This window comes from Aquimarina addita (genome assembly GCF_039539305.1).
Taxonomy (GTDB): Bacteria; Bacteroidota; Bacteroidia; order Flavobacteriales; family Flavobacteriaceae; genus Aquimarina; species Aquimarina addita.
Map to the genome: position 1 here is coordinate 57512 of NZ_BAABCW010000021.1, position 17652 is coordinate 75163.

15 protein-coding genes are annotated in these 17652 nt (G+C 33.3%); 9 read left to right on the top strand and 6 right to left on the bottom strand.

Annotation, left to right across the window (positions count from 1 at the left end; translation table 11 throughout):
* The first annotated feature begins 101 nt into the window (after window positions 1–101).
* Window positions 102–1076 (top strand): carbon-nitrogen hydrolase family protein, encoded by a 975-nt coding sequence (locus ABD816_RS18800; protein ID WP_344930017.1) that lies wholly within the window; start codon window positions 102–104, stop codon window positions 1074–1076.
* A gap of 55 nt (window positions 1077–1131) precedes the next feature.
* On the top strand, window positions 1132–1971 hold the full coding sequence (locus ABD816_RS18805; RefSeq protein ID WP_344930018.1) for a pseudouridine synthase: 840 nt from the start codon (window positions 1132–1134) through the stop codon (window positions 1969–1971).
* A gap of 226 nt (window positions 1972–2197) precedes the next feature.
* Here ABD816_RS18805 and ABD816_RS18810 read toward each other — a convergent pair whose 3' ends face one another.
* Genes ABD816_RS18810 through ABD816_RS18825 form a run of 4 tightly spaced genes read right to left on the bottom strand, consistent with a single transcriptional unit; the run spans window position 2198 to window position 6236 of the window.
* A complete protein-coding gene (locus tag ABD816_RS18810) occupies window positions 2198–3580 on the bottom strand; it encodes an MptA/MptB family glycosyltransferase (protein ID WP_344930021.1) in 1383 nt (460 codons plus the stop codon).
* On the bottom strand, window positions 3577–5049 hold the full coding sequence (locus ABD816_RS18815) for a cellulose synthase family protein (protein ID WP_344930022.1): 1473 nt from the start codon (window positions 5047–5049) through the stop codon (window positions 3577–3579). The genes ABD816_RS18810 and ABD816_RS18815 overlap by 4 nt, the downstream gene beginning before the upstream one ends.
* Complete coding sequence (locus tag ABD816_RS18820; RefSeq protein ID WP_344930023.1) at window positions 5049–5741, bottom strand: glycosyltransferase family 2 protein; 693 nt, start codon at window positions 5739–5741, stop codon at window positions 5049–5051. The genes ABD816_RS18815 and ABD816_RS18820 overlap by 1 nt, the downstream gene beginning before the upstream one ends.
* Window positions 5742–6236: a toxin-antitoxin system YwqK family antitoxin gene (locus ABD816_RS18825; RefSeq protein WP_344930025.1), complete on the bottom strand. Its 495-nt coding sequence runs from the start codon at window positions 6234–6236 to the stop codon at window positions 5742–5744. It lies immediately after the preceding gene.
* 280 nt (window positions 6237–6516) lie between these two features.
* On the opposite strand from ABD816_RS18825, the gene ABD816_RS18830 reads away from it, so the two are divergent.
* Both ABD816_RS18830 and ABD816_RS18835 read left to right on the top strand, forming a co-directional pair.
* Entirely contained in the window at window positions 6517–7779 is a 1263-nt protein-coding gene (locus tag ABD816_RS18830) for a sensor histidine kinase (RefSeq protein ID WP_344930026.1), read from the top strand.
* Window positions 7780–7950: 171 nt separating this feature from the next.
* Window positions 7951–9234 carry a sensor histidine kinase gene (locus tag ABD816_RS18835; protein WP_344930027.1) on the top strand — a complete coding sequence of 428 codons (1284 nt, stop codon included), beginning with the start codon at window positions 7951–7953 and terminating at the stop codon, window positions 9232–9234.
* Window positions 9235–9357: 123 nt separating this feature from the next.
* On the opposite strand, the gene ABD816_RS18840 is transcribed toward ABD816_RS18835, so the two are convergent.
* The gene (locus ABD816_RS18840) at window positions 9358–10956 is read right to left on the bottom strand and encodes a 4Fe-4S binding protein (protein ID WP_344930028.1); all 1599 of its coding nucleotides are present in this window, start codon (window positions 10954–10956) and stop codon (window positions 9358–9360) included.
* A gap of 60 nt (window positions 10957–11016) precedes the next feature.
* Window positions 11017–12315: an NAD(P)/FAD-dependent oxidoreductase gene (locus ABD816_RS18845; RefSeq protein WP_344930030.1), complete on the bottom strand. Its 1299-nt coding sequence runs from the start codon at window positions 12313–12315 to the stop codon at window positions 11017–11019.
* A 464-nt stretch (window positions 12316–12779) separates the two neighbouring features.
* Here ABD816_RS18845 and ABD816_RS18850 point away from each other — a divergent pair, with 464 nt between their 5' ends.
* From ABD816_RS18850 to ABD816_RS18870, 5 genes are all read left to right on the top strand, one after another.
* The gene (locus tag ABD816_RS18850) at window positions 12780–13487 is read left to right on the top strand and encodes a DUF547 domain-containing protein (RefSeq protein WP_344930031.1); all 708 of its coding nucleotides are present in this window, start codon (window positions 12780–12782) and stop codon (window positions 13485–13487) included.
* 73 nt (window positions 13488–13560) lie between these two features.
* The gene (locus ABD816_RS18855; protein WP_344930033.1) at window positions 13561–14469 is read left to right on the top strand and encodes a hypothetical protein; all 909 of its coding nucleotides are present in this window, start codon (window positions 13561–13563) and stop codon (window positions 14467–14469) included.
* Between the two features lie 47 nt (window positions 14470–14516).
* Complete coding sequence (locus ABD816_RS18860) at window positions 14517–15515, top strand: glycoside hydrolase family 113 (RefSeq protein ID WP_344930036.1); 999 nt, start codon at window positions 14517–14519, stop codon at window positions 15513–15515.
* Window positions 15508–16230 carry a hypothetical protein gene (locus tag ABD816_RS18865; RefSeq protein WP_344930040.1) on the top strand — a complete coding sequence of 241 codons (723 nt, stop codon included), beginning with the start codon at window positions 15508–15510 and terminating at the stop codon, window positions 16228–16230. Before ABD816_RS18860 ends, ABD816_RS18865 begins: the two co-directional genes overlap by 8 nt.
* Before the next feature lie 12 nt (window positions 16231–16242).
* Entirely contained in the window at window positions 16243–17499 is a 1257-nt protein-coding gene (locus ABD816_RS18870; protein ID WP_344930041.1) for a POTRA domain-containing protein, read from the top strand.
* Window positions 17500–17652 lie beyond the last annotated feature (153 nt).

The following is a 17652-nucleotide window of genomic DNA, read 5'->3' on the forward strand; positions in this document are numbered from 1 at the left end:
CATTTTATAACTTTATGGAGTGCGAAAACATTAGCATAGATAAAAATTATGTTCTTATAATCATACACCGATATAGCGCATACTAATAGAAAATAGTATTTATGAAAGATCAATTACTTACTGTCGCATTGGCTCAGATATCACCTGTGTGGTTAGATAAAAATGCAACGCTTGCAAAAATAGAAAACAGTATTGTAGAAGCAGCGTCAAGAAAAGCAGAACTGATTGTTTTTGGCGAAGCATTGTTACCAGGGTATCCTTTTTGGATAGCTTTAACGGATGGAGCAGCTTTTGATAATAAGATTCAGAAAGAACTTCATGCACATTATGCGCATAATGCTGTTTGCATAGAACAAGGAGATTTGGATTCGATTTGTAAGTTGGCTAAAGACCATAGCATTGCCATCTATTTGGGGATTATAGAACGACCATTAGATCGCGGGGGACATAGTTTATATGCGTCTCTGGTATATATAGATACACTGGGCAATATTAAATCTGTACATCGAAAATTGCAACCTACCTATGAAGAACGACTTACTTGGTCTCCGGGAGATGGTCATGGATTACGTGTTCATTCATTGAAGGCATTTACTGTAGGAGGATTAAACTGTTGGGAAAACTGGATGCCATTGCCTAGAGCAGCATTGTACGGGCAAGGAGAAAATTTGCATATAGCCGTTTGGCCAGGGAGTGATTATAACACCAAAGATATTACTCGTTTCATCGCCAGAGAATCAAGGTCTTATGTGATTTCTGTTTCTAGTTTGATGGGTGTAAAAGATTTTCCAAAGACTACACCACATTTAGATAAAATTTTAGAAAAAGCACCTGATGTTTTAGGTAATGGAGGATCTTGTATTGCAGGACCCGATGGAGAATGGATAGTCTCACCCGTTCTTCATACAGAAGGGTTGATTATAGAAACACTGGATTTTAGTAGGGTATTGCAAGAACGACAAAATTTTGATCCTGTAGGTCATTATTCCAGACCAGACGTGACTCAGTTACAAGTAAATAGAGAACGTCAAAGCACCATCCGATTGGATGAAGATAGCGCATCTGTTTTAAAATAACGATCGTAGGTTTTTACTAAGAATGAAAAAACTATCTTTGCACAAAATTTAAGATATGAGTCGTGGAGATAATTCCAAAAAGGGAAGTGGTAGCGGAAGACAGGGAGGGAGTCCTAAAGGAAAATCGTATGCAAGAGGCAATGCACCAATAAAAAAGAAGCAGAGTTCACCTAAGAAGATGTCTAATCCCAATGAGGTTAGGCTAAATAAATATGTAGCGAATTCTGGAGTATGTTCCAGAAGAGAAGCTGATTTATATATACAGACAGGTAGTGTATGGGTTAATGGTAAGCCAATCACAGAAATGGGATATAAAGTAAAGCTTACCGATGAGGTTAAATTTGATGGTCGATTAATTACACCATATAAAAAAGAATATGTACTTCTTAATAAACCTAAAGGATTTGTAACCACTACAAATCCAGAAAAAACAAGAACAGTGATGGACTTGGTGGCAAATGCTTCTAAGCACGTACTAAAACCTGTTGGGAGGTTAGAACGTAATACTACAGGACTGTTATTGTTTACCAATGATGTGGATTTAGAGAAAAAGCTAACCCATCATAAAACGGGAGTGCGTAAGATTTTTCATGTAGAATTAGATCGAAATCTGAAGTTCGAGGATTTTCAGAAAATTGAGAAAGGAGTAAAACTTCAAGAAGGGTTTATCAAAGTAGATGAAATTTCTTACGTAGAAGGATCTTCAAAAAATGAAGTTGGGATTCAATTAATGTCTTCTAAAAATGGAATCGTTACCAAACTTTTTGAACATCTTAATTATAAGGTAGTAAAATTAGATAGAGTCATTTTTGCCGGATTAACAAAAAAGGACCTTCCACGAGGTCATTGGCGTATTCTTACAGAGCAAGAAGTGATTAATTTGGGGATGATATAAATGTTTGATCACTTTCATACCAATCATTGTAAATATTTCTTTGATGTATTGTATGTGTAGTAAATAATCATCGTAAATTAATTGCTGTTATGGGTGGCTAACTATGGAAAAAGAACCTGTTTTTACATCAATTCTTACTGATGATATTGCTATAATACGAATGTTACATTCAATAAATTCCTATCAGAATACTTTTCATGTCAAAATATTATTGACTATTTAATCCTTAACTATATATTGATTTTAAGGAAATTCTTTGAGTATTTCGGCATATTTCATATATAAAGATGCTAAACACGACCAGATATTCTGCAGTAATGAACCATAAGTTTTCTTTAAAGTTGGGATCTATATAAGCAGTATAACTTAAAATAATAATAAAAGACCACCCAATAGGGAATTTGTATTTGGTAAAAATGCAAAGACTCAATGGTACAGCAATATACCACGGATGTACAGTCGTAGATAAAAAGTAATAGCAGGAGATACCGATCATCATCACAGTAATTACTGCAACAGTACTACTATTTTTTCTGAAAAAAGTTAAAAGTAAAAGAAGACCAATAATAACCAAAGGTAAAATTTTACCTGCCGTCTCTATAATATTCCAACCGACGGTTTGAAACCCAATCCATCGTATTATATAATAGATACTGGCATTGAATTCAAAATTCTGGAACCAAAGCCCGATCGTCTGACTAAAATTAGCAATAAATTCTTTAGAAAGGAAGGGGGCAAACAGAAGTAGTGTTGTAAGTAATACAATTACGTAAAAACTAAAAAGTTTTAGAAATCTTTGTGTGAGACTTAGTTGATGTGAGCCTACAATAAACTTTTGAAATACTAATGGTAAAAACAATAGTGGGACGAGTTTTACAGAAACTGCTAATGCTAAAACCATGGCAGACCAATACCATAGTCCTTTCTGAAGTAAGTAAAGTGACCAAATGATAAAAAAGATCATGACACCTTCAAAATGTAAATTACCAGTGAGTTCAATAATAACAAAAGGGTTGAGTAAATACCAAAAAATTCTATGCTCAGGTAGTCGTAAAGAGTTTAATAACTTTCTCCCATAAAAAAACACGCCAATATCGGCAAGTATGATTAGTATTCTTAAAACAATGGCTGATCCCAGAATGCTTTTACCGGCAAAAACACTAGCAATTAGATAGCAAAATTGACTTATGGGGGGATAATTTGTATAATGACTGCCATTAAGCTCTCCCATTCCTTCATAGAGTTCTTTTCCTTGAGCAACCGGTATTGTACCTTCTGTAACCCACGTTTCTGGTAATGAAAGATAAGGATTGAGTCCTTCTAATAACATTCTTCCATCCCAGATAAATCGATAAAAATCTTGTGATAAATTTGGGATTGCAAATAAAAAGATAATTCTGGCAGCTAATGCTACAATACCTAATAGTTTTAGACTGTTTGAGTTGGATTGTATTATTTTATAGTAGATAAAGAATAGAGCAATCCACAAAGCAGACATTTTTATAAAGTCTGTTCGCTCTAATTGATACCCAAAACTATAATAAAATAGTAGGGTAAGAAGAATAAATACTAAAGAAATGATATTGTATTTCTGGAGTTGTAAAATCACAACTTAGAAGTAACTGATTTAAAAAACACAAACCCAAACCCCATAAATAACATTACATGAAAAATAAATAATCCAAAATCCTGAAGAGAGAAAGCGCTATATAAAGCAAATCCAAAATAACACATTAATAAGGCTTCTATAATAGTGTTGCCGGATATATTTTTGGAGATATACTTATTATCTTTCCAGGAATCTTTTATAGAATTCATATTAAATTTAGGCGTTCTGACAAATTCACTTTTCTTTCCAAAATGACCTTCCAGCACTGCCATAGAATTGTGAACAGAGAACCCCATGGCAATAGAGAAAAATGTAAAAAACATTTTTATATATTCTATAAAACTCCAAAATCCTTTGCCATGAATTTTTTTAAAGGTATGCCAGTAACAAAAGAAAAATATTACGGTACTGGTAGCAAAGAATGCAATGACATTAAAATACCAGCTAAACATAGGGTTACTATTCTTAATGTACATAACAGGAACGCTGAGTACTGCAACGAGTAATACTAATAAGAACATGCTACTATTGAGTAGGTGAAAAAAGCTATGAAATTTAGTCTTAAAAGGAACCGTTTTATCTCTAAGCATTTTCCAATATAATTTCTGGAAATTTTCTGCTGCTCCTTTGTTCCATCTAAATTGTTGAGAGCGAGCGGCACTAATAACTACTGGTAGTTCTGCGGGAGTTTCTACCTCTTCAAGATATTTAAATTTCCATTTTTTAAGCTGGGCTCTATAGCTTAAATCTAAATCCTCAGTTAATGTATCACCTTGCCAGTTACCAGCATCTTCAATACATTTTTTTCTCCACACACCTGCGGTTCCATTAAAATTGATGAAATGATTATTAAAGTTACGCCCCACTTGTTCCATAGTAAAGTGAAAATCCAAGGCAAAAGCTTGAATTTTAGTCAGAATAGAATAATCTCTATTGATATGCCCCCATCTGGTTTGAACAACTCCAATGCGATCATTTTTAAAATAAGGAATGGTTTGCAATAGCCAATTTTTTCCCGGCAAGAAATCAGCATCAAAGATGGCAATGAATTCACCTTTTGCAATAGCGAGCCCTTCTTTTAATGCACCTGCTTTAAATCCAGATCGATCTTCCCGACAGATATGTTTTATATCTAATCCTTTTTTCTGAAGCCTTTTTATATGGGCTTTGGTACTTTTTACTGATTCATCCGTAGAATCATCCAGTACTTGTATTTCTAACTTTTCTTTTGGATAGTCTAGTAGCGCAATATTATCCAGCAGACGAGCCATAACATATAACTCGTTATATACAGGTAATTGTATGGTCACATAAGGAACTTCATCTTTTTTAGAAAGATCAAACATAGGAGAAGTATCATCCTGTTTTCTTGACTTTAAATAATTAAAGAGTAAATTTAGCTGCGCTAAGCTATACAAAAAAATTATGAGTAAGGCCAATGTATAAATAACAATGATAGCAATATCCATTATGCAAAACTATATTTAAAAATCCAACTTAAAATCTTAACGCCTGCAAAGATAGCACCTTTTATGGTTCCTGAAACTTTTGAGACACCTATTCTCTTTTTATAATGAACGGGGATTTCGGTATAAGTCATCCCTCTTTTTATAGCTTTTAGTTGCATCTCTACAGTCCATCCATATGTCTTATCCTGCATATCTAATGCGATGAGTTTATCGTATTTAATTGCTCTAAACGGACCTAAATCCGTGAATGTAGCATTAAAAAAAAGTCTCATTAACGAAGTTGCCAGCCAATTTCCAAAAATTTGTGGAATTGTCATAGAGCCCGATTCTCTTAACTTTTTGTCTCTCGCTCCAATTACCAGATCTACATTATTATTTATGATAGGTGCTACAATTTCAGTTAACTCAGCTGGGTAATCACTATAATCCCCATCAATAAAGACAATAATATCTGGTGCTTGTGGTTGGCTTTTTATATAATCCAACCCTTTGAGACAAGCATATCCATATCCCATTCGTTCTTCTCTAAGTATAGTAGCTCCCGCTTCTTTTGCAACAATATCAGTGCGATCTGTAGATGCATTGCTCACTACAATGATTTCTGCAACGTTATCAGGGATTTCTTTAATTACAAGAGGTATTGAATCCTCTTCATTAAAGGCTGGGATTATAACTTTTATTATGGGATTCATCTACAAAGAAGCACTAGGGTTATCCTTCTTAAAACTATAGACATCTGTCCATTCTGCAATTTTTTGGTCATTGATGTATTTTTCAGCTTTAAAAAGTATGTTATTTTTGTATAACAGACCATAACCATTCTTTTTATTACCTTGATATTGATATTTTTTTATGATCCGATTTTTATTATTTAGGGTGTGAATATCGTAAATAATCCACCAACTTTCGGCTTTATTATTTTTAAAATGTCCTTCTTTACTAAGTTTTTGATTTTGAGAATGAAAATACCAATATCCCTCTTTCTGATTGTTTTTATATCCACCTTGTTCAGCAATCGCTCCATTCTGATGGTAATGAAACCAATAATCTGTTTTTGTCGTTCCAATTTTCCAACCTTTTGCTTTTAAAATGCCATTATCATAATATTCTCTGGTATACTCCTTTTGAGCACTAATTTTAACAGTACAAAAACAACAAGCAATAGCTAAAAATAAGAGTTTATACATAGCATACGTAAGATTAATGAATTGCTTAGACGAAATGAAGTATGTATACTAACAGAAATAAACACTTTTGACCAGGTATGAGTATTTTTTAACGATTTTTTATAAGTAAGTTTATGATATAAATAGGAGAAAATTTATTTATTAAATACTGTGAGAAAATATATAGTATTTCTGTAATCCATTAATTTTTATTACATTACTTTTAATTATTTTATAATTACCTATTTTCTTAATATTCATTTTTAATAGAGGGGCTTTCTATAATAAACAATAAATATACATGAGTAAAGTCTCTAAAAAGCTGCCTTTTCTTTTCAGACCAGATCGCGTTATGTCTACGGTATTATTGATTGTAATACCTAGTTTATTAATTGACGCTTTGGTTCATTATAATGCAAGGGGTTTTGATGTATATTTTTTTAGAGATATATGCAATACGGCATTTATTCTAATTTGCTATGGTCTTTATCATCTTTCAGTTTTAAAAAAATCCTCTTTGTTGGTTTTGTCAGTATATTCTATCATGTTAGCTCTTTTCTTAACAGCAGTACTCGAGATACATTTTAACTATTTTCCATTTGAATCTTTATTTCTTAAAAGCGAACTTCTTTTTGTGCTTCTCATTTTTGCTATTGGTCAATTAGTACACTTTAAGCATATCACAGTTATGTTGATTCTTAACTTTATATATATTGTATTTTGTTCATTTACCGTAGGAAAGGAATACCCTACAGAAAAATTTTTGTATTACGGTATTTTAGTTAGCAGTGCAGGAGTATTGGCTTATGTAAGTCAACGAGCTTTTATCCATGTGAGACGAAAAGGAAGAAATGCATTAGATCTGGTTAACATCCAGAATGAGGAATTAAAAGCAATGAATGTTTTTAAAGATCAACTTTTTAGAATCATAGGTCACGATTTAAGAACTCCATTTTACCAGCTCAAAGAATTAACTAAAATGATGGGAGAGGCTGACACGCAAAAAGAAAAAGATGAACTACAATTATTAATCAATGAGTCTGCCGATAAGGGAAATCTAGTATTAGAAGATTTATTAAGTTGGGGTAAAACCTATGTAGAGCAATCTAAGGTGATTTTGGAAAAACAAAAAATACATGAAATAGTAGAACGCGTATTTTCCTTCTTACGAATGAAAGCAGAAACTAAAAATATTAGATTAACTAATAAGTTACCTAAAAGTTTAGAGCTGAATATAAATCAGACGATGATGGAAACTGTTTTTAGAAACCTTGTGTCTAATTCTATTAAATTTTCCCACCGGGAATCCGAGATTATTATTTTTTCTGAATTCATAGAAAATCAATTAAAAATAAGTGTAGTAGATCAAGGCGTAGGAATGAATGAAGAGAACTTAAATCATCTTTTTGCAGGTGATCAAAACAGGTCAACACCAGGAACCAATAATGAAAAAGGTACGGGTTATGGATTAAGTATTGCTAAACGATTGATAGAAAAGCAACAGGGAAGATTAGAAATTCAAAGTGAATTACATAAAGGAACCGCTGTCAATCTTTATTTTTAACGCATTATATCTTGTTTAAGTGTATTTAATCGATATTATATATTCATGAAGTAAGTTTTTTCTTGCTAATTTGTTAAATTAGTTATACCTTGCCCTCATACTAGTTGGGGAAGAATAGCATTATATTGTTATTTGATTAGTTTTAATAAGGGCTTCTTAAAAAAGATGCGTATGAACATTAAAACAATATTTCAAGGGATATCTACTTTCTTCGGGAAGCATAAAGAATCTTGTGCTACCTTATTCGTAGCATTTCCTGGTGTTGCATTAGATGCCGTAGTAGAGTATAATGAAGGTGGGTTTACACCATATTTCTGGAGAGATATTTTTTATCTTGGAGTTATGATTGCCTGTCTTTTATTGTATAGGTTTTTACTTCTACGTCGCGGTGATGTATATACGATTCCTGTATATACGATCGTATTAGGACAGATGCTATCTGTACTTATAAGAATCCAGGATCCGAATGTTCATTTTGAATCCTACTTTTTAAAAGCAGAGATCATTCTTACCTTAATGATGTTTGGTATCGGAATGTTAGTTCATGCAAAACATATTGTTATTTTATTAGTATTCAACTTGTTTTTTATGGTTTCTTCTTACTTGGCTGTACCAGCATTTCCTGTAGGAAAGTTTGTTTTTTATGGAGTTATTGTCAGTTCCAGTTCCTTGCTGGCCTATTTTTCACAACGTATGCTGGTTCGATTATATAGAAAACTAAAAGAAGCAAATAAGATCATACAGGTTAAAAATGAGGAGTTGAGCGAGATCAATCAATCAAAAGATCGACTTTTTAGAATTATAGGTCATGATCTGAGAACCCCTTTTCATCAACTACAATTATTAGTGGATATGATTGATCAAACCGATGATCAACAGGAGAAAGCAGAGATAAAAGCATTATTAAAAGAATCTGCAGGTAAAGGAAATCAATTATTAGAGGATTTGATGAAATGGAGCAGTAGTTATAAACAAAATGCTGAAGTTGTTTTAGAGAAAAAAGATATTTCTCAAGTGGTAGAAAGGGTCTTTGAGTTTTCTGATTTTACTACAAAAACAAAAGAAATTAGTTTAATCAACAAATTACCAAAGAATCTGGAAATTCTTATGAATCCTACGATGATGGAAACTGTATTGAGAAATTTAATCGCTAACTCTATCAAATTTTCTCATCGGGGATCTTATATTACAGTGCAGTCAGAAAAGCTGGATGGTTTATTAAAAATAGCCATTATTGATAAAGGTATTGGAATGTGTAAAACGCGTCTAGGAAATCTGTTTTTACAGGATAAAAACGAATCTACTTCAGGGACCGAGAATGAAAATGGATCTGGTTTTGGATTGAGTATTGCTAAAAAGCTGGTAGAAAAGCAAAATGGAACTTTTGAGGTTACCAGCGAGTATAATAAAGGTACTACCATTAGTTTATATTTTCCTTTAGGTCAAATAGCATAGTAACACATATTGGTTACAAGTTAGTTGTGAAAAACATATTGATTCCTTATTACAATTAACTTGTAACCAGAGTTAGGTTACCATTAGATGCATGCAGCTATGTATAATTAAATGAGATCTTTATTATTTCTGATTTACATAATCCATTAAATCAACATCATTTCCTAATAAGATTTCATTAGAATTAATTCGTCCGTCAAGGGTATCATTTTCTAATTTCAAAACGCCTCTTGGACAAACTGCTGAACAGATTCCACAACCTACACAACTAGAACGTACTATGTTTTCTCCTTTTTGGGCATAAGCTCTCACATCAATTCCCATTTCGCAATAGGTAGAACAATTTCCACAAGAGATACATTGTCCGCCATTAGTAGTGATTCTAAATTTTGAGAATAACCGCTGCTGAAAACCTAGGATTGCGGCCATAGGGCATCCAAAACGACACCAAGCACGATTACCTAATATTGGATAAAAACCTGTTCCAATCACTCCAGAAAATATAGAGCCTATATATAAACCATAAGCAGATCTCAAGGTTTCTGCTTTAATAAAGAAAATTTCTGAAGTGGTTCCTGTATAATAAATGCCTATCAAGAATAAAATTACTACAAAAAAGCCTACAGCCCCGTATTTTACATCTTTACCAAGTTCTTTTCCTTTAAAAATAAATACTCCAGAAATCACTAATGTCAAAAATGCGGCTACACTAAAAATAAAAGCATCTTTTGTTAACCAATATTTTTCAGAATCATAACCTAAATATGTTGAAATTACAGCAGTTGTCATGACAACAGAAAAGACGAGAACTACATGTATTAGCCAGCGTTCTAGTTTCCATGCGCTTAGCTTTTTACTTGATAATTGTCTGAACGAATCTCCAGCAGTTTCTGCCAATCCACCACATCCACATACCCAGGAGCAATACCAACGCTTTCCATATTTATAGGTTAAAATGGGAGTAATCACAAATATAGAAACGATTCCAAATATTAAAAGTGCTAACCCAATATTTCCTGCGTTTATAAACTCATCTACCCTATACTGCTCAAAATTATAGTAGTTTAAAGGCCAGATATTTTTTAAATCATAATATGGTAATTGAAAATCATCAGAATTTAATCTCGCCATAAATTCCGGAATTAAGAAAGCAAAGGCTAATTGGAAAAACATGACAGAGCCCGTACGTAATTGTTCGTAGCGATTATGACGATATTTAAGCATAAATTTATAACCGAAAGCTAAGATTGCCACAGTATAAAGGGTACCATATACAAACCATTGACTGGCAGGTCGCCCGCTCAATAAATAACTCAATGGATCAAATAAGCCTATCAGCCCTGTATTCGCATTTCCATCACTACCTAGTCCTAATAATTCTGCTTTGAAATACAGTACAATATAAAAGGAGGTTAATCCTACGCCGGTTAACCATCCAAGTATTCCTCGTGAGGAAATAGATTTAAACCAAACACCATCATTCTTAATTCCTTCTAACTTTGTGAGATAAGCATTGTGAGCATACATTACAATACCAGCAGAAATAAGCAGTAATGATAATGTTAAAAATAATCCTTGATTAGGGAAATTAGTGTTCAATAATGCAAGAATTAATATAAAGAAACCTATGAAACCTAAGGCTAATGCTATTTTTTGTTTTGTGGATATCCCTTTCGCGTTTGGATTAGCAAGAGACATACTATGATCTAATTTGTTACTCATTTTTTTAATTTTTATCAAACCTTATAATTCTATAAGATTCGTGTGATTTTATAGGTTTTATTAAGCGCTTGCGAGTTGATTTTGAAAAGCAGAAAGAATTTCGCTTTCATACGTCACATAGAATTCCGGATCAAAATTAGCCTGTGCAAGATTTGCCATGACATAGTCAACATCTCTTTTTTCGGTTAGCCAAGCATTAAATATTTCATGTCGCATTCTTATACCAAAGGTGTTGATGCCAAGAAATTCTCTGGTTTCTCTATGATAGGATACGGTAATACATTTAGTATCATCGGTATGGATCCAGTGAAATTGTTGTTCATACTCCTTGGGTTTCCCAAAAACCCAGCCATAGGTCTGATACTCTATGTCTAAAAACTTAGCACTGTTAAACCAGTGTCCGGGCTTATATTCTATTTTATTTCCGCAGATAGTTTGTGCGACGGTTTCGCCCATCATTCTACCTGTATACCACACGGCTTCAATAGGTCTTCTGTTTCCAATAGCTTCGTGTTGCTCAGCGCAATCACCAATAGCATATATATTAGGGATATTAGTTTCCAGATATCGATTTACTTTGACTCCACGACCCAATTCAATGCCGGATTCCTTTAAAAAATCAATATTGGGGGAAACTCCTGCAGTTAATCCCACCACATCACATTCAATCGTTTCTCCTGTTTCTGGTATTACAACCGCTTTTACTTTTCCGTGGTCATCTGCAATAATCTCTTTAAGATTTACACCCAGACGAAGATCGATATGATGATTCTTTATATGTCGGTTAATCATAGCAGATTCTCCGGGAGGTAAAACACCATTCCAGAAACTATTTTCTCTGACTAAAAATGTTACAGGGATATTTCGTGAATTTAGCATTTCTGCCAATTCAATACCAATCAACCCGCCTCCTACAATTACAGCCCGTTTGCACACTGTATTATTAGGAGCATATTTTTCTAATTTTTGTAAATCCTGTTTATGGTACATTCCCATAACGCCATCAAGATCCTGTCCCGGCCATCCAAATTTATTAGGTTTAGAACCGGTGGCGATAATCAATTGATCATATGCAAGTGTTTCTCCATTTTCAAAAACTAACTCGTTCGCTTCATGCTTTATCTTAGAAACAAACCCTTTTTTTAGCTGAATCCGGTTTTTTTTCCAAAACCAATTTTCATAAGGTTGCGTATGTTCAAATTTCATATGCCCCATATAAATATACATTAAGGCTGTACGAGAAAAGAAATAATCAGTTTCTCCAGAGATAATAGTGATTTTTTTATCAGATAGTTTTCTAATATGCCTGGCAGCAGTAACGCCTGAAATTCCGTTACCTATAATTGCAATATGTTCCATAGAATTGTGAGTTATTCAATATCGTCTGTCGTGTGAAAGGATATTATTCTTGTGATATGTCGTTTATAAATATAAGAACTTAATCTTTTTGAATAATTTAGAATCAATCTAAAAACGAGTTTTTGTGTAAGGGAATAAATATCTGTTTAAAAAATCAATAGATGATACATGTATATGTTGATCTTTTTATTAGATATAATATTCCTCCAGATCTTTTTTCAAAGAGTGATACTCTTATTTTATTTTAGAAGAAAGGGCTGGAGATTGATTTTTATAATTAAAATGTTACATCGATACGACTAATATCATGGCTCACTATAACCTAAAATAATAATAATTTGTAAGTAGCACACTAACACTTCGACTCAACCCCTGTTATCGCGATATAATACTACTTTTAAAAGTAAACTATTTAGATCATATTCATACAACCTTTTAGAAGGGAGGTTTAAAATTAAGAAACTATGAAAAATATAATCATCATTATCACTTTTCTTACAACTTCGCTGGGATTTTCACAAAATACAGCAACGTTTTTTTCAAAATCAGACGCATTCTTTAAAAAGTATGTTTCTAATGGAAAAGTAGACTATGCAACGATAAAAAAAGATCCTGCGTCCTTAGATCAATTATTAACAATTGCGGCAGATATACAAGTAACTACCAGTGACCCAAAAACCTATCAGGCTTTTTATATTAATGCATATAATCTGGCTGTTATTAAAGGTGTTGTGAATAACTACCCTACCAAGTCTCCACTAGATGTTAAAGGTTTTTTTGATAAGATTACTTACACGCTAGGAGGAAAAAAGACAACATTAAACGATTTAGAGAATAAATTACTTCGTAAAGTATATCCTGAAGAACCACGTTTTCACTTCGTTTTAGTCTGTGCCGGATTGGGGTGCCCTCCGATCATTGCAGAGGCTTATCAACCAGTTACACTAGAGAAGCAGTTACAGCGACAAGCTACAATTGCTCTTAATAATCCAAATTTTATCAAAGTGAAAGGAAAGAAAGTTCAGCTTTCTCAAATATTCGAATGGTATAAAGGAGATTTTACTCAGAATGGCTCAGAAGTAGAGTATATCAATCAATTTAGAAAAGAAAAAATTCCTACAGATGCTAAAGTCTCATATTATCCATATAACTGGAGTCTAAATAGTATTTAATCATTAACATCTAATTACAAGCAAGGAGGCAATATAGGCCAGACGGTTTGGATCATCTAAAGTACGCATCATTATGAAATTATTTAAAAATAGCATCACTGCACTCTTAATACTATGTCTCAGTGCAATCACATCAGCGCAGGAGGATACTGAAATATCTAATGTACAAGAATATACACCCTCTAAGTTATTGAGCAAAGGACAATGGGATGTAAAATTCTTTAATGGATTGTATACAGAAACTAAAGTAGCAGATGCTGATGGAAATACGTCAGATAATACCAGAGGAACATTTTTTACAAATACTAACGAGATTTATACGGGTGTTAGTGAAAATTCCAGGATCAATGTAGGGGTGATTTTTCAGATACGATCTAATAAAATCGGAGGAGATGCTTTAGATGTTTTTAGTTTTGAAAATAATAAAACAGCAACTCGAAGTGGATTAACCACTATTGCACCTTCTATACGAGTACAGCCTTTTAAAAATATAGCTAATTTCTCTTTTACCAGTTCTTTTTATATACCGGTTTTTAAGGATGAGCCTAATGCCGTTTATCTGGATAAGAGAAGCTATTTCTGGGAAACAAAATTTTTCTATGATAAAACCTTTGGAGGTAATAAATGGCAAATATTTACAGAAGCAGATTTTGGATTTAATTTTGGAGAAAAGTCAGCAGATGCAGATCCGGAAACAGAAAATATAGGAGAACGATTTGCTAATAATAGTATGTTTTTGCCGCTTAGTGCTTTTTTAAGTTATTTTCCATCTTCAAAATCTACGGTTTTTATAAATGCACAGCAGGCCTTTTTAATTGATTTAGGAAATGATTTTTCTCAGGATTATACACAATTAGGTCTGGGGGGAAAATATCAATTAACGGAGGTCTTAAATATCGAAGTTTCTTATGGGAAATTTGTAAGAGGAACCAGTACAGGTTTAGGACAAACATTTAGTTTGGGATTAAGAGCCTTGTTTTAGAATGAGATAAAAATTGTATTTTCAGCAGTATAAATGTTGAAATAACGATGAAGAGATTTTTTTTACTGCTGATTGGTATTATTTTTTGTAATTGTTCAGGGCAACGGTCAAAAATAAATGGAGTTAGTTTTGTAGCATCTCCACAAGAGATTAATGAAACTCATATAGCACCTGTATTGAATATACATGCAAATTGGGCAGCGGTTATGCCTTTTGGATTTGTAAAAAATCTACAAGAACCGCTGGTTACATTTAATGTAGATCGACAGTGGTGGGGAGAACGAGCAGATGGAGCAAAGCGAACAATTGAATTACTGAACCAAAAAGGAATCAAAGTAATGCTAAAGCCTCAGATATGGGTATGGAAAGGCGAGTTTACAGGTAATATTGATATGAAATCAGAAGAAGACTGGAAGACTTTTGAAAATTCATATCAGGATTTTATTATGTTGTATGCCCGTCTTGCAGAAGAAATGAACGTTCCATTAGTGTGTATTGGTACAGAACTGCATACGTTTGTAGAAAAAAGACCGGCATTTTGGAATCAGTTGATTATGAATATACGATCAGTATATCGTGGAGAACTCACCTATGCGGAGAATTGGGATCGGTTTGCGGTTGTACCTTTTTGGAATCAACTTGATTACATAGGAATTGATGCTTATTTTCCTCTTTCTGAGAGTAAATCACCAACAATAACTGCGTTGAGAAGTGGGTGGCAACCTCATAAGAGTAAGATCAAAGCACTCCAGGCTTCTGTGCAAAAACCAGTATTGTTTACTGAGTATGGATATAGAAGTGTGGATTATACGGCAAAAGAACCTTGGGATGCTAATAGAATAGCAGGTAATCTCAATATGGAGGCTCAGCATCGGGCATTAAGTGCTTTGTATCAGGAATTCTGGCAGGAATCATGGTTTGCAGGAGGATTTCTTTGGAAATGGTTTCATAACCATACCGAAGTAGGAGGTGTAGCAAATAATAGGTTTACAGTTCAAAATAAACCAGCAGAAATATTAATACGATCTCTATATAACAATGAATAGAATATATTTTATCAGTATAGTATGCCTGGGGCTCCTGTCTTGTAATACAGATAATAATCTGGTTATTGAGGAATCTCTGGATACGCTGGTTAGGAAGCATACAATTGTGATGGATAATGTAATTGCTTGTGCTTCCTCAACTACCACCGAAAATACTATTATTGCATATGTTTATCCAAGACCAGAGACAACTGATATCAGATATTATGAGACTACTGACATTGCCGTAGATAAAAGTGATTATCAGCAATATCAACAAGTACTATTAGAACCTGAAGATGTATTTAATGGATATCTAAAAAAAATGACCCGGATAACGCCTGAAGAGAAATGGGTGATCATTACTTTTTTTGAAAATGATACCTTACATCTTTCTAATCCCATTCGATTGAAACATTTAACTAAACCTACAGAATTTGCAGATACAGTAACTATTGATGATACCGTAGCAGCACACCCAGTTTTCTCTTGGCAAGATGGGGTGTATGAGGATAGTACTATTTATTTTCAGGTAGTTTCTGATACAGACAATTCCCTATTATCTGGTACCTATACGATAGAAAAAACCTTTCAATATTATGTAACCGATAATGTGGTGCTTAATATTACCGATAATACGCCACCTGATTTGACCTCCTCGACTCCCTATACTTTTACATTAATGGGCGTAAGCGAAGACAATTGGGTTAATTTATTTACTGAAAAAAAAATATGATACCATAAGTTTATGAAAAATCAATTACTCGTTATTTTATTGTTTTTCTGTTACACTGTGGTTGCACAACAACATACTATTACAGAACTGACTATAGAAGGTCATAAAAAAACTAAAACTGCTGCTCTGCTTAAAATAATCAAGATTAGAGAAGGAGCTCCTTTAGATTCATTAGTCATTAGACAGGATATTAGTACCTTAAAGAGGTTGCCTTCTATTGCTCATGCAGATTACACCGTAAAAAAAATAGCAGAAGGATATGAAGTAAAGTATACCATAGCAGAAAATTTTACTATTATTCCTTCTGCAAATGTGTATACAACAAATGATGATGAATTTGCTTTTAGAGTCGGATTGTATGAGTTTAATTTATTGGGTCAAAACATTACATTCGGAGGATTTTATCAAGATGATATTTATAGTTCTTATGGAGTTAATCTAAGAGCTCCATTTGCCTTTAGTCGATCTTTAGGCTTTGCATTAAATTTTCAGAATTTAACGACGCAAGAACCTGTTTTTTTAACAGATGGAACGGCAGATTACAGATATAACAATACTTCTTATGAAGTATTGGGATTATATCAGATCGATTTTAGAAATCGTATAGAACTAGGAGTTAATTATTTTAATGAAGATTATACTTATAAAAGTGGTGCTACTGCTCCAGATGTTCCACGAGAATTAAACGTTGATAAAATATTATACAAATTGATTTATGAATACAATAATTTAGATTACCATTTTCAATACGTTTCAGGCTTTAAGAGCCTTCTTAATTTTCAATATGTACACAGTACTGATGATGTTTTGACCAATTTTGTAATCGGCTGGAATGATTTTTTGTATTACAGAAGAGTAGGAGCTAAAGGAAATTGGGCATCTCGATTACGATTAGGGTTAGCAACAAATGCAGCAACTCCTTTTGCCCCCTTTGCTGTAGACAATAACTTAAATATTAGAGGGGTTGGTAATATTATTGATCGAGGTACCGGAGTATTGGTGCTCAATACAGAATATCGACATACATTGATGGATAAAAAATGGTTTGTACTACAGGGCAATGCTTTTATTGATAGTGGGAGTTGGCGTAATCCCGGTGGAGACTTTGGAGATTTTGGAGACAGTCAGAATTTTAGGATGTACCCTGGTGTTGGCTTGCGATTTATGCATAAACGCATTTTTAATGCTGTGTTTAGAATAGATTACGGATACGGAATCACGGCAGATGCTACTAACGGATTTGTATTTGGGATCGGGCAGTATTTTTGAGATAAAAAGTGTTAAGGTTTGTTTAGAAAGAGGCTGTCTAAAAAGGCAGTCTTTTTTTTGTATAAAATTTCGGTTATTTGTAAATTTAGATTATGAGTCGCAAAGTAATCTTCAAGACTTACGATCAAGATCAGTTAAGTCTTTTACCACCTA